Raw genomic sequence first — 13,619 nt, 5'->3', positions numbered from 1 at the left:
TTCCGTCCCTCCACCGAGAGCTCGAGCGGCACCGTGATCTGGTGCTCCCGGCCCGGCGTGACGGCGCCGACCTGAATGGCGCGGGCCATGGGAGCCGAACCGTCCCGTCCGGCAATTCCAAGCGGATCCAGCGGACTGATGGCGTGCTGGGGTGAGGGGCGTGCCACCGGCGCGTCCGGCTTGATCGGCGGAGGCTCGGGGATCGAGGACTGTTTCGGGACGGCCGGGACCGGCGGGGCCCACGCCGCAGCTCGCTCCGGAGGAGTCGGGGCTTTCGGAAGAGCGCTCGGACGCGCGCTCAAAGCGGGAATCGACCCATCCAGGGACAGGGGGTCGTCGGCAGGTCCCACCGGAATCTCTTCCAGCAGGTCGCTGAGATCTTCGGTGCGATCCGGCTTCGCGGAGACTCCCGCAGCCGTGAAGCTTCCGAGGGGAGAAGGAGGGCCGTCCATGTCGCCGAGATCGGTCACCTCCAGCTCTTCTCCCATCGCGGCCCCGCCATCCTCGTCGTCCTCGCGGTCGAAGGAAGCCTCCGATTCCTCCTCGTCGGGCTCGGAGAGATCGGTCTCGAGGCTCGAATCGTCTTCCGCGGCGAGCTGCGGCGAGGCTGGCGCCTTCTCTTCGAGGTTCATGACGGTCTCGAGGTCGGCTTCGCGCGCGGCGACGCCTCGCGGGACTTTCTCGATCTCCATCTCCCCGGGGGCGGCCGAGAGGCTGATTCCGGCGCCGTACGCCGATGTTTCGGCGGCGGGCGGGCGGGTTTCGGGCGAGCCGAGATTGTATTTGGCGGCCAGATGGTTGAGCACCAGCTTGGTGACCGCCTTGAGGGTGTCCTCGACTCCGATCCCCGAGGTCGCGACCGCCTCGTAGAAGGGCGCGTTGTGGCGGTTGATGTGCGTGTTCATCTCCTCGACGGACGCGAGGTGGGGAAGATCCCGCTTGTTGAATTGCATCACGAGCGGCATCTCCTCCAGGCGGAGACCGATCTCCTTGAGGTTGTCCTCGAGGTTCTTGTAGCTCTCGCCGTTCGATTCCATCATCTTCTGCTGCGAGTCGGCGACGAAGACGACTCCGTCCGCGCCCTTCAGAACGAGCTTGCGGGTGGAGTTGTAGAAAACCTGGCCGGGCACCGTATAGAGCTGCACCCGGGTCTTCATGCCGCGGATTCGGCCCAGCTCGATGGGCAGGAAGTCGAAGAACAACGTCCGGTCGGTTTTCGTCGCCAGGGAGAGCATCTTCCCTTTCTTGACATGGCCGGGAAGATTGTCGTAGACGAATTGCAGGTTGGTGGTTTTCCCGCAGAGCCCGGGACCGTAGTAGACGATCTTGGCGGTCAGCTCCTTGCTCGTGTAGTTGAATAGAACCATCCCGCCTCCGCTCGTCTCGAGCGTTAAATTTAGATGCTGGAAGAGTTCGGCGCAACCCGTCCCGCCGGGCGGAACATAGCATGGGGGTCCGACCCTGTCAACGCACGGCGAACAAGACGGTTAGGGGCTCTGGCCGGCTTTTTTCCGGAATCTCAGCGAGAGCGGCACGTGCTCGAAGCCCAGGCTCCGGCGCAGGTGCTGCTCCAAAAAGCGACGGTAGGTCGAGTCGATTCGCGCTCCGTTGGTGAACACGACGAAGGACGGGGGGGAGGCGCCGGTCTGCGTGATGTAATAGAGCCGGGGAATCTTGCGCTTCCCCGAAGGAGTCCGGCTCGACAGCGCGGCCTCAAGGGCCCGGTTCAAGGACGAGGTCGGGATCCTCCGGCAGGTCTCGGAGGCCATTCTCTCGAGAACCTCCAGCAGCCGGCGATGCCCTTCCCGGTGCAGCGCCGACAAGAGAACGATCGGAGACTCCGAAGTGAACCGCAGGCGCTCTCGGACGTCGTCTTCCAGACGGCGTCGCGTTTCCGGTGAACCCCGGAGGAGATCGATCTTGTTGACCGCGACCACGAGGGGTCTCCTCATCTTCTGGCAGGCGCCAATCACCGCCAAGTCCTGGTGGGTGGCCGGCTCCAGGGCATCGATGAGGGCAATCACCAGCTCGGAGCGCTTCATGGTTTCCATGGCACGCTGGATGCTCTGAGCCTCCACCGTCTCCCCCTCGGCGCGCCCTTTTCTCCTCAGACCGGCGGTGTCCACGACCCGGTACCGCCTTCCCGAGTGGGAGAACTCCGCGTCCACCGGATCCCGCGTTGTCCCCGGGACCGGGCTCACCAAGGCGCGCTCCTCTCCCACGAGCAGGTTGAAAAGAGTCGACTTCCCGACGTTGGGGCGTCCCACGAGCGCCAGGCCGACGGCCTCCGCGCCGCCGGGCGAGGCCGCCGGGGCCTCGTCTTCACCGAGAAGCTCCAGGACCCGATCGAGCAGCGCTCCGATCCCTCTCCCCTCCTCGGCCGAGATTGCCAGAGGCTCGGAAAAGCCGAGGGAAAAGAAATCGGCCAGCCTGCCTTCCTGCCCTTCCACGTCCACCTTGTTCACCGCCAGGAGGATAGGCCGTCCGCTGCGGCGAAGGAGCTCGGCCAGACGTTGATCGAGCGGCATCAGCCCGCGGCGGCCATCCACCAGGAACAGGAGAAGAGAAGCCTGTTCGACGCCCCGCTGGACTTGGCTGCCCACCCCGCTCGCCACCTCGTCCGAATCTCCGGGAATCCACCCTCCCGTGTCCATCAGCTGGAAGCGGCGCCCCGCCCACTCGCAGCTTCCGAGCAGGCGGTCGCGAGTGACGCCGGGTTGGTCGTGAACGATCGAAGCCCCGCCCGTAAGCCGGTTGAACAAGCGTGACTTTCCGGCGTTCGGCGCCCCGACGATTGCGACAAGCGGTTCTTTCACAGCCACTTCACTCGTTCCTTCCGGGGGACCCTCGGAAAAAAGCGGCCAGCGCCGTTTCCGGGGGCCGGGTCAGCCCAGGTTGCGGCGTAGGCGCCCTGGCGGCTTGACAGACATTTGTGTATTACCTAATATATGAACAACTTATGGCGTTCGAGCAGCCATTCACAGGAGGTGCGGGGGATGATTAAGACTGACATCATTAATAACGTCGCCAAGGCGGCAGACATCACCCGTATCAAGGCGGTGGTCGCAGTGGAAGCGGTGCTGGACGCGATGAAGGAATCGATGAAACGCGGGGAAAGGATTGAACTGAGAGGCTTCGGTGTGTTTCAGGTCAAGCCCCGGAAGAAAGGGATCGGCCGTAACCCTCGGACCGGCCTGGAGGTGCGGATTCCGCCGGGAAAGACAATCCGATTCAAGCCCGGGAAGAACCTCAGGAATCTACGATAGGAAAGCTCTCGAGAGCCTACTGCCGCTTCAGAGCGATCTGAACGGCACTCTCCTCATCCACTTCAATCTTCGTCTCGACGACCTGCTTCCGGTAACCTGCCAGCGTGACGTCGATCCGGTGCTCGCCCGGGCGCAGCGGGATTCCTCCGTGCAGCCGGGAAATCTCGGCGCCCGTCCCGAAGAAATCACCGTCGATCATGACCTTCGCCGCGACCGGCAAGACCTTCAGGCGAAGGACGCCGAAGCCTTGCTCGACGCGAAGGACCTCGGAGTCTTCCTCCGAGCTCTCTTTCCGCCGGTCCGATGGGTAAGACCGATCGCTCGCGGCCTCGCGACGCCGCGCAGGAGGAGCCGGCAAGTCGTCCGATTCCCCCGCGCTCAATTTCGGGAGTTTCCGATCCAGATCGACCAGCTCTCCCGCCCGCAAGCGAAGGTTGAATGAAAGAGAGCGGTAACCGTCGTGCCGGAACTGCAGGGTGTGGCGGCCCGGTTTGATCGCCAAATAGCCCGGGAATCCATCGAAATCATCCGCGATCCCGATGACTTTCCCGTCGAGGTAGACCTCCGCCTCCTCAGGGTGGATGTCGGTGTCCACGAAGGCGTAGATTGGGCGAGGGGGAGGGTTGTAATAGATGTCTTCGGGATAATATGCCGGATAATAGACACCGCCGTAGCCATGATAGATCGGAACCCCGAACGCGACGCCGAATCCCACCGACACCCTCGACCTGGAGCGCGCGGCGACCCAAGAGGGCGACAGCAGCAGGAACAAAACGAAGAGCCACAGCCCTTTTCGCCTGGCTCCAAGATTGGCGCGGCGCGTCATCCCAATTCTCCCTTCTTAATCTCCCCAAAAAACTCGCTTCGTTTGAAGTATACCACCGCCGATGCGCCGGGGGTCGGAAAGGCCCCGGATTGCCTGGGCTTCGGGCCCACCCTATAATCCTTCGCGGGTTCGGGGCGTGACGGAGCACAGCGGATGCGCAACAGCGGAATCGACGTCGAACAGGAGCTGTATCCACTGAATTTCTCCCCGCCCGCGCTCTCGCCCCGCCGCCGCTCCAGCCCGATACTCCACCTCTTCTTGTTCCTGGCCACGATTCTCACCATGCTTCTTGCCGGCGCGCTGAAACACGCGGAGAACACCGTCTCTTGGGACGAGATTCGCCGCGATCCTTCTCTTCTGTCACTCGGGGCCTCCTACTGCTTCTCGGCTCTGGCGATCCTGCTGGCCCACGAGATGGGCCACTACCTTGCCTGTCGCCACTACCGCATCGACGCGAGCCTTCCCTACTTCATTCCCGGAATTCCGATCCTCGGGACTTTCGGCGCCTTCATTCGAATCCGCGATCGGATCACCGATCGGAAAGCCTTGTTCGACATCGGCGTGGCGGGCCCTCTGGCCGGCTTCGTGGTGGCTCTGCCGATTTTCCTATACGGCATGAGCCGCTCCCACGTCGTCGCCGCGTCAGCCTCGGGGAACGGCGAGCTCAGCCTGGGGTTTCCGGCGCTTTTCGAGCTCGCGGTGCCCTTCTTCTTTTCCCGGATTCCGGACGGCTCCGTGCTGAGCCTGAGCCCGTATCTCTCGGCGGCCTGGGTCGGCATGCTCGCGACCTCGCTGAACCTGCTTCCCGCGGGGCAGCTCGACGGCGGGCACATTTGCTACGCTCTCTCCCGCCGTCTCCACTCCCGCGCCTCCCGCGTAACGCTGATCGGCGTCATCCTTCTGGGGGCGCTGCACCAGGCCTGGGTCGTCTGGGCGGTCATTCTGCTGCTGCTCGGCGACCGGCACCCCCCGCTGCTCGACGAGCGCGAGAATCTGACGGGCGGCAGGAAGGTTCTGGCGATCGTGGCGCTGCTCATTTTTCTGCTTTCGTTCATGCCGGTGCCGATCCAGATCGGCTCCTGATTCCGCTCATTCCCCGGTGCGTGACGCCTTCCAGGCTCCCGCCTCGAAGGTAAAGAGTATCGCGCCGTCCCGATCGGTCCGGAAGAGTCGGATGCCGTGACGGCGCAGGCGGGCCACGACCTCGGGGGACGGATGATCCCAGAGATTCCCCTCGCCCGCCGAGATGACCGCCGCCGAGGGGCGGACGGCGTTCAGGAAGTCCTCGGAAGTCGAAGAATTGCTCCCGTGGTGCGCCACCTTGAGAAGATCCGAGGCGAGAGGCGGCGGGGAGGCGAGGAGCAGCGACTCCCCTTCCCGCTCGATGTCGCCGGTGAGCAGCAGCGACGCTTCGGGGTTGAACAGGCGCACGACCAGGGAATCTTCATTGGAGACTTCGGCGTCGGGACGAAAGCCCCGGGGCGGGTGAAGGACTTCGAGGCAGCTCTCCCCCAGACACTTCAGCGTCCCGCGCGTCGGGAACAGGACTGGAATCCGCCTGGCCGCGGCGTCATCGGCGATCCTGTCCAGCAACCGGGAATGCGGCGGCCGGCGCCCGATCCAGATCTCGCGGGGAGAGAAGGCCGCGATCACCGCGGGGATCCCCCCGCCGTGGTCCTGATGGGCGTGGGTCAGAATCAGGAGATCGAGACTCCTGACTCCCAGGGTCAGCAGCGCCGGCACCACGATCTTGTCGCCCACGTCGAAATCGGTGCCGGTGAAGCCGCCGGCGTCCACCAAAATGTCCTTCCCTTGCGGCAGCCGCACCAGGAGCGCGTCCCCCTGTCCCACGTCCAGCGCGACGCATTCGAGAGGGCGGTGCGCGATCGCGGGTCCCGGAGGGAACAGCATCGCAGCCAGGAGGAGCGCCGCGACAAACGCCGCGGGGCGGTCGCGGATCCGGCCCGCCGCGCCAGCGGGGAGAAGAGCCGCGATCGCGGAGCCCGCGAAGAGGATCAAGAGAAGCGGGCTGGGAGCGGGAACTCGCCGGAACGCGCCGGGAATCGCGAGGCTCATCCGGCAGAGCGCCGAGAAGGTGTCGAGAAGCATTTCGCACGGAGCGGCCAGCACCTGCCGGGGAAGGACCAGGAGACCCGCTCCCAGGAACAGCGACCCGGAAAGGAAGGGCGCGGCGGCGAGGTTGAGCGCCAAGGCGATGGGCGAGACCTGGAAAAACGCGGCGGCCACGATGGGCGCGGAGGCGATCCAGGCGGCGGTCGAGGCCGCCACGGCGGCGCGAATCCTCGAGATTCTCTCCCGCCAAGGAGGCGCGAAGCGGCCGCCCGCCAGAACGCCGAGCGTCGCGACGAACGAGAGCTGGAAGCCCGGATCGAACAGATGCAGCGGGTGGAGGGCGAGCAGGACGATGCCGGCGTGGGACTGAGCGTCCACGGCTCCGACGCGCCGGCCGCATCGCTTTCCCCACGACGCGAACAGTATCGCGAGAGAGGACCGGAGGATTGGGTCCTCCCCGCCCGAAAGCGCCACGTAGAGCGCGCCCGCGCCCACCAGGACGGCGGGCGAGATGCACCGGCCTCCCGGCAGCCGGCGGATCGCCCAGCCGAGCCCTCCCATCAGAAGCGCGAAATGCAATCCGGAGATGGAAAGGATGTGATAGACGCCGGTCTGGCGAAAGAGGGACTCGAACTCTCCCTCGCTGCCGCGCCGCTGGCCGAGAAGAATGGCTTCGAGAAACAGGCGGGATTCTTCATGGCCCTCGTCTGGAAATGCTTGCCCGAGACGCCGCAGCAGGCGCGCTCGGAGCCGGTGAATCGGCGAGACCCATCGGCCGCCCGACCCGGGCAGGCGCTCGACCAGCCGGAGGCTCTTGAGCGTCCCGAGTCGATGGATTCCCTCCCCCTCCAGGTAACGCTCGTAGTCGAAGGAGCCCGGGTTTCTGAAGTTCCGGACGGGCCTGAGGCGAAGGGGAAGCTCGACGCGATCTCCGAAGCCCAGGGCGGACGGCGAGCCGGCCCCCGGCAGGCGCAGGGCGACCCGGATCGTTCCGGGGGCGCCGCGCCATCGCCCGCCCCACCATGCTTGCTCGACCCGGAGCGGAAAGATGATCCGATCCCTGAGCCTCGCGGGATCGTCCGCGATCCAGCCGCGCACCGGTACGGGGAGCCGCCGCTCGAGGCGCGCGGCGATTTCGGAAGACGCGATCAGCGGCGAGGAGAGGAATCGGGAATGAGCGTTTCGTTCGAGGCAGGCTCCGGCTCCGAGCCAGAAAAGGGCCAGGGCTCCGGCTCGCATCAGAGCCGGAAAGGCCGGGCGCCTGCGGGAGAGCAGAATCCAGCACGCGCCAGCGGCGAGGGTGGCGGCGAACAGCGCCGGCGGAGGAGGCGAGAAGGCTCTTCCGGCGCCGATGCCGGTGGCGAATCCGGCGGCCGAGCCCAGCGGGACGCTTGCCGGAAGCGGGCGAGGAGAGGCCAGGGGGAACGCCTCCGGGATCGGCTCTCGCGCCAGAAGCTAGCATGGGGCGGGGATCGTGGCAAGCGGACGGCAGGTCACCCTTCGCCGAGCAGGGAGAGTCGCGGGATCTCGAAGCCGCGCCGCATCAGCCTTCCGCGCATCGCCTCCAGGCTCTCCCGGAAGGCTTCGGGTCGCATCGTCCTGCGATGGGCGCCCAGCGCCTGCTCGGCCTCCCGGGCGATCCGGCAGCGCTCAGCCTCGTCCATCGAGCCCTCGGCCGCAGCCAGCACCTCGGCGTCGAGCCTCTCGAGCGCTTGCTCCGATTCGCTCGGATCCCACGCCTCGGAGCCGCTCTCCTTCCGGAGCCTCCGCGCCTCGGCGGCCGCGATGAGAAGCGTGCAGGCCAGCGCCTCGCGGCCGCGCTCGCGCTGGGCCAGGGCGGCTTCCTTGAGGAGGCGCGCGCTGCGGCCCAGGTGCCGGCGCACTTCCCGGCGAAGCCGGTTCATCTCCTCCTGCTCTCCGCGCCGGGGCGCGATCATCTCCCGTCGCAGGTGGAAGCGCCTCAGGATCTCCGGCTTCGCGTAGGCGATGGAATTGACGCGTCCCGCCTCGCCGTCCCGCCGCCGACGGGCGGTGAAGACCTCTTCGAGCGATTCCAGCACGAGCGCCAGCGGGACCCCCTCGGCCCACCATCCCGCGATGAGGTTCCAGTCGCGCGGCGACAGGAGCATCGGAGCTCCTCGCAGCGCGCAGAAGCGCTCCTCGATGCTCCGGAAATAATCCGCCTCCTCCTCCGAGACGGGTGATTCGGAAATGTCGGCGTCGCTCAACGATTCCTCTCGTGGAGGATGCGCAGCCCGGTGAGGGTCAGATTGGGATCCACTTCGTCCACCCACGAGGAGAGCTCCGGCTCGAGAAGCGGGCTCAAGCCGCCCGTCGCGATGACGCGCGGGGCGCCGCCCATCTCGGCGCGGATCTGCCCGAGGATTTCGCGCACCAGCCCGAGATAGCCGAAGAAGATCCCCGATTGCATGCTGCTCACCGTCGTCTTGCCGATCGCCTTCGCGGGACGGCGGAGGTCGATGCGCGGGAGCTTGGCGGTGGCTTCGAACAACGCCTGCGACGAGATGCCGAGCCCCGGGGCGATCGCCCCGCCGAGGTAATCGCCCCGGGCGCTGATGGCATCGAACGTGGTCGCCGTGCCGAAGTCGACGACGATGACCGCCTCGTGGAAACGGCTGTAGGCGGCGACTCCGTTGACGATCCGGTCGGCCCCGACCTCCAGCGGATTGTCGACCAGGATCGCCATCCCCGTCTTGATCCCGGGGGCCACGAAAAGCGGGGTGAGGCCGAGGTATCGGCCCGCCACCGTCTCGAGGATCGATTCCATCGGTGGGACGACGGAGGCCACGATCATGTCGCGCACCGCCGCGGGGTCGAGCCGGTGCGCCGCGAGCAGGCTGCGCAGCGCGATCCCGTATTCGTCCACCGTTCTCGCCCGATCGGTGGAGAGCGACCAGCGTCCCAGCAGCTTTTCCCCGTCGAACGCGCCCAGGTCGGTGTTCGTGTTGCCGACGTCCACGGCCAGCAGGATCCTCATGCTTCGCTCCGAACCTGGCGCACGTCGCCATAGGCGATCCGGCGGACGGCGTGGGACTCCGTTTCCAGGCGCATCTCCCCGTCACCCGTGACGCCGCGATAGACTCCGCGGAGGCTCTCTCCGTCTAGACTCACGGTGACCGCCGTGCCGTCCTGCAGCGAAGAATACTCCTCCCAGCGCGCCAGAGGGTAGTCTCCGGCGAGCTCGAGAAGGTGCAGGTACTCGGCTTCGAATCCTTCGAGGATCTGCGCCAGCAGGGCGGTCCGATCCCAGAACCGGCCCGCGTCGAGACGAAGGGACGTCGCTTCCCGCCGGATCTCCGGCGGAAAGTCCTGGCGGTCCTGGTTGACGTTGACGCCGAGCCCGACGACCAGAAACGGCTCGCTGCCGCGGCTCTCCGAGAGGATGCCTCCCAGCTTCCTGCCGCTCAGCACGAGATCATTCGGCCACTTGATCTCGACGCGCCGCCCCGTCGCGCCCGTCAGCGACCGGGCGATCCCGACCGCGGCCGCGAAGCCGACGCGGGGCAGCCGGGGCGCTTCCAGACGGGGGCGGAGAAGCAGGCTCGCGTAGATGCCGCGCCGCGGCGGCGAGGACCAGGCGCGCCCCCGCCTCCCGCGCCCTCGGACCTGCTCCTCCGAGAGGACGAGGAGCCCCTCGGGATGGCCCGCGTCTCCCATTTCCAGGGCTCGATCGTTGGTCGATTCGAGTCTTTCGAAATAGGCGACGCGATTCCCGAGCCGCCGCCGGCGGAGCAGCCCGGCCAGCGACTCCACGTCAAAGGGGGCGTGCCTCAAGGCAACGGCTCCAGCGACAGGGAAAGATCGACCCAGCGCGAGGAATGCGTGAGCGCCCCGAGCGAAACCGCGCCGGGACGAAGCCGCGCGACGCGCTCCAGGTTGTCGCGGCGAATGCCTCCCGAGATCTCGATGAAGGTTCTTCCCGAGGCGACCTTCAGAGCGCGGCGAAGTCGGGCCGGAGCGAGGTTGTCCAGAAGCACGGAATCGGCGCCCGCCGCGATGGCCTCGCGGAGATCCGAAAGCGTCGACACCTCGACCTGCACGGGAAGACCTCGGCCCGCGCCGCTCTTCCGGCGTGCCCGCCGCACGGCCGCCCGAACCCCGCCGGCGACCCGCCAATGGTTGTGCTTGATCAGGATCCCGTCGTCCAGGCCCAGGCGATGGTTCTCTCCCCCTCCGACCCGGACCGCGTACTTCTCCAGGAGGCGGAGTCCCGGCGTCGTTTTCCGGGTGTCCCGGATCGAGCAGCGTCCGGCCGCGCGGGCCACGCAATCGGCCGTGTAAGTCGCAATTCCCGACAGGTGCTGGAGGAAGTTGAGCGCGGTCCTTTCGGCGGTGAGAATCGAACGGGCCCTTCCCGCGACGCGGGCGATCGCATCGCCCCGCGCGAGCCGGGCGCCCTCCGGACGCAGGGCGGTGAACCGGAGCGCCGGGTCGACCAGCCGGAAAGCGAGCCGCGCGCACGGCAGCCCGGCCAGCACCATCCCCTCCTTGGCCCGGAGGACGGCGCGGCCCCGGGTGGCCGGGGGGACGACGCGTCGAGTGGTCCGATCTCCGGATCGGATGTCCTCAGCGAGCGCCCGGCGCACTTCCCTCAGGCAATCGGCCTGCCGGAGCCTCGGGCGTCTGGAGCCCACGAGGCTCACCGGTCCGAGGGCCCGGGCTCCGGCGCCTGGAGATCCGCGAGGCTTCCGGCGAGCTTGGCGCGGCGCTCCCTCAGCTCGCGGTGCGCCGCGCGCACCTTCTCCACGATGTCGGCGGGGGCCCGCTCCATGAAGGAGGGATTGTCCAGCTTCCCCTCGGCGGTTTTCAGCTCCCGATCCAGCTTTTCCATTTCCCGCGTGATTCTCCGGCGCTCCTCGTCGAGGTCCAGCGCCTCGGCGAGCGGAATGCCCATCTCCAGGCCTGTCACCACGCCGCGCGCCATGGGAACGCCGGCCGGAATCTCGTCGACGAAGCGGAACTGGGAGAGACGCGCCAGCGTCCGGATCAGCTCGCCGTGCTCCTCCAGGACGCGGCGGGGCCTCGCCAGGTCGGTTCGAAACAGGGCTTCCACCTTCCTTCCCGGATCGATTCCGCTCTCGGCGCGCAGGTTCCGGAGCTTCCCGACCGCCACGATGAGCAGTGCCATCTCCCGCTCCGCGTCGGCATCCTCCTCCTCGGAACGCCATTCGGGGAACGCCGCGACCGCCAGGGAGGCCCCCTCGTGCGGCAGCCGCTGCCAGAGCTCCTCGGTGACGAACGGCATGAAGGGATGCAGCAGCCTGAGGATCCGGTCGAGCACCCGGGCGAGGACGGCGCGGCTCCTTCTCGCCGCCGGCGTGCCGCTCGAATCGCCGACCAGCCGGGGCTTGACCGCTTCGATGTACCAATCGCAGAACTCGTGCCACAGGAAATGGTAGAGAGCGGCGGCCGCCTCGTCGTAGCGAAACTCCTCGAGCGCCCGGTTCACGTCGCGCGTGAGAGAGTTCACCCGGCTGATGATCCACCGGTCCGTGAGGTCGAGATTCTCGGATCCCGATCGGAAGCGCGGCTCGGACGCGGAGGCGTCCTGCTTGAGGTTCATGAGCACAAAGCGTGTCGCGTTCCAGATCTTGGTCCCGAAGGACTGGTATCCCTCCACGCGCTTGAGATCCAGCGCCACGTCGGCGCCGGGGGACGACATCGACGCGAGCGTGAAGCGCAGGGCGTCGGTGCCGAAGCGCTCCATCAGCTCCAGGGGATCGACCGTGTTCCCCCGGGTCTTGCTCATCTTCCTCCCCTTCTCGTCCCGGACGAGCCCGTTGAAATAGACGCGGTGGAACGGGACCTTCCCCATGAATTTCAGGCCCATCATCGTCATCCGCGCGACCCAGAAGAAGAGAATGTCGTAGCCGGTCACCAGGACGGACGTCGGGTAATAGCGGCGCAGATCGGCGGTTTCGGCGGGCCAGCCCAGCGTCGAGAAAGGCCAGAGCGCGGAGCTGAACCAAGTGTCCAGGACGTCGGGATCCTGCGCCGGATGCCCCCCGCCGCACCGGGGACAGGCGGTCGGCTCGGTGCGCGCCACCGTCACCTCGGAGCACGCCCCGCAGGTCCAGGCGGGAATCCGGTGGCCCCACCAGAGCTGGCGGGAGATGCACCAGTCGTGGATGTTGTGCATCCACTTGAAGTAGTCGTTCTTGCGGTTCTCGGGCACGAAGCGAATCCGTCCGTCCTCCACCGCCCGGATCGCCTCCTCCGCCAGCGGCTTCGTGCGCACGAACCACTGCTTCGAAAGCGTCGGCTCGACCACCGTGTCGCAGCGGTCGCAGCGTCCCACCGCATGGGGATGCTCCTCGGTGCGCGTCAGGACTCCCGAGGCGGCCAGGTCGATCACCAGCTTCTTGCGGCAGGCGTAACGGTCGAGCCCGGCGTACGGGCCCGCCTCGGCCGTCATCTTCCCCGCCGCGTCGATCACCACCACCGCGGGCAACGCATGCCGCGACGCGATGGCGAAATCGTTCGGATCGTGCGCCGGCGTCACCTTGACGGCCCCGGTTCCGAAGGAGGAATCGACGGCGGCGTCGGCGAGGATCGGAATCCGCCGCCCCAGGATGGGCAGAATCGCGTGCTTCCCGACCAGCGCGCGGTAACGATCGTCCTCCGGATGGACCGCGACCGCCGTGTCGCCGAGCATCGTCTCCGGGCGCGTCGTCGCGACGGGAATCACCTCGCGGGAGTCTTCGACCGGATAAGCGAGATGGTAGAGCTTCCCGGCGGTCTCCTTGTGGACGACCTCGAGATCGGAGAGCGCGGTCCGGCAGCTCGGGCACCACTGGACGATCGCCTGGCCGCGATAGATCAGGCCCTGCTCGTACAGACGGACGAAGACTTCCCGCACCGCCGCGGAGAGCCCCGGGTCAAGCGTGAAGCGCAGGCGCGTCCAGTCGCACGAGGCCCCGAGCCGTTTGAGCTGGTCCACGATCGCGTCGCCGTGCTTCTCCTTCCACTCCCAAACGTGGCGCTCGAAAGCCTCGCGTCCGAGGGTGTGGCGGGAGGTGCCTTCCTTCAGGAGCTCGCGCTCGACCACCATCTGGGTGGCGATCCCCGCGTGATCCGTGCCCGGCAGCCAGAGCGTGTCGCGGCCCTGCATGCGCCGCCAGCGGATCAGAATGTCCTGCAGTGTGATGTTCAGCGCGTGCCCGGCGTGCAGCCGGCCCGTGATGTTGGGCGGCGGAATGACGATGCAGTAGGGATCGGAGCCGGGGTCCGGGGCAGGGCTGAAGAACCCGGAAGCCTGCCAGAACTCGATCCAGCGCTTCTCGACGACGCCGGGCTCGTAACGTTTCGGAACTTCCATCATCGGGATTCCCCCTCCCCCGGGCGCGCCGGCGAGGGGGCATCGGAGAGCCGGGTCTTTCCCCGGCGTAAAAAAAAGAAAGTAGGCCTCGGCCTACTTCCGTCGGCGCCGGCGG

The 13,619-nt window shown here is 67.3% G+C and carries 10 protein-coding genes and 1 pseudogene; 2 read left to right on the top strand and 9 right to left on the bottom strand.

All coding sequences use genetic code 11. The annotated features are described in order from the left end of the window. Positions 1–800: 800 nt before the first annotated feature. A pseudogene (locus VGR67_06560) lies at positions 801–1,367 on the bottom strand (GTPase domain-containing protein). A gap of 120 nt (positions 1,368–1,487) precedes the next feature. Further along, the gene (gene der / locus VGR67_06555) at positions 1,488–2,816 is read right to left on the bottom strand and encodes a ribosome biogenesis GTPase Der (GenBank protein ID HEV8336054.1); all 1,329 of its coding nucleotides are present in this window, start codon (positions 2,814–2,816) and stop codon (positions 1,488–1,490) included. A 180-nt stretch (positions 2,817–2,996) separates the two neighbouring features. Between der and VGR67_06550 the strand changes: the two genes are divergently transcribed. Further along, complete coding sequence (locus tag VGR67_06550) at positions 2,997–3,266, top strand: HU family DNA-binding protein (GenBank protein ID HEV8336053.1); 270 nt, start codon at positions 2,997–2,999, stop codon at positions 3,264–3,266. A 16-nt stretch (positions 3,267–3,282) separates the two neighbouring features. Here VGR67_06550 and VGR67_06545 read toward each other — a convergent pair whose 3' ends face one another. Then, complete coding sequence (locus VGR67_06545; protein HEV8336052.1) at positions 3,283–4,092, bottom strand: PEGA domain-containing protein; 810 nt, start codon at positions 4,090–4,092, stop codon at positions 3,283–3,285. A gap of 153 nt (positions 4,093–4,245) precedes the next feature. On the opposite strand from VGR67_06545, the gene VGR67_06540 reads away from it, so the two are divergent. Further along, complete coding sequence (locus tag VGR67_06540) at positions 4,246–5,175, top strand: site-2 protease family protein (protein HEV8336051.1); 930 nt, start codon at positions 4,246–4,248, stop codon at positions 5,173–5,175. Positions 5,176–5,181: 6 nt separating this feature from the next. Here the strand turns inward: VGR67_06540 and VGR67_06535 are convergent, their stop codons facing one another. The 6 genes from VGR67_06535 to VGR67_06510 form a co-directional block, all read right to left on the bottom strand. After that, a complete protein-coding gene (locus VGR67_06535; protein HEV8336050.1) occupies positions 5,182–7,479 on the bottom strand; it encodes a DNA internalization-related competence protein ComEC/Rec2 in 2,298 nt (765 codons plus the stop codon). A 179-nt stretch (positions 7,480–7,658) separates the two neighbouring features. Continuing rightward, complete coding sequence (locus VGR67_06530; protein ID HEV8336049.1) at positions 7,659–8,393, bottom strand: hypothetical protein; 735 nt, start codon at positions 8,391–8,393, stop codon at positions 7,659–7,661. Then, positions 8,390–9,157, bottom strand: coding sequence for a type III pantothenate kinase (locus tag VGR67_06525; GenBank protein ID HEV8336048.1), 768 nt, complete (start codon positions 9,155–9,157; stop codon positions 8,390–8,392). The genes VGR67_06530 and VGR67_06525 overlap by 4 nt, the downstream gene beginning before the upstream one ends. A gap of 2 nt (positions 9,158–9,159) precedes the next feature. After that, positions 9,160–9,960: a biotin--[acetyl-CoA-carboxylase] ligase gene (locus VGR67_06520; GenBank protein ID HEV8336047.1), complete on the bottom strand. Its 801-nt coding sequence runs from the start codon at positions 9,958–9,960 to the stop codon at positions 9,160–9,162. Beyond that, a complete protein-coding gene (gene nadC, locus VGR67_06515) occupies positions 9,957–10,820 on the bottom strand; it encodes a carboxylating nicotinate-nucleotide diphosphorylase (GenBank protein ID HEV8336046.1) in 864 nt (287 codons plus the stop codon). Before nadC ends, VGR67_06520 begins: the two co-directional genes overlap by 4 nt. A 5-nt stretch (positions 10,821–10,825) precedes the next feature. Next, positions 10,826–13,504 carry a valine--tRNA ligase gene (locus VGR67_06510; protein ID HEV8336045.1) on the bottom strand — a complete coding sequence of 893 codons (2,679 nt, stop codon included), beginning with the start codon at positions 13,502–13,504 and terminating at the stop codon, positions 10,826–10,828. Positions 13,505–13,619: the final 115 nt, after the last annotated feature.

The sequence above is a fragment of the Candidatus Polarisedimenticolia bacterium genome, assembly GCA_036004685.1.
In the GTDB taxonomy this organism is placed as follows: domain Bacteria; phylum Acidobacteriota; class Polarisedimenticolia; order Gp22-AA2; family AA152; genus DASYRE01.
The sequence above is the reverse complement of the archived record's forward strand: the minus strand, read 5'-3'. Positions and strand labels throughout refer to the sequence as shown.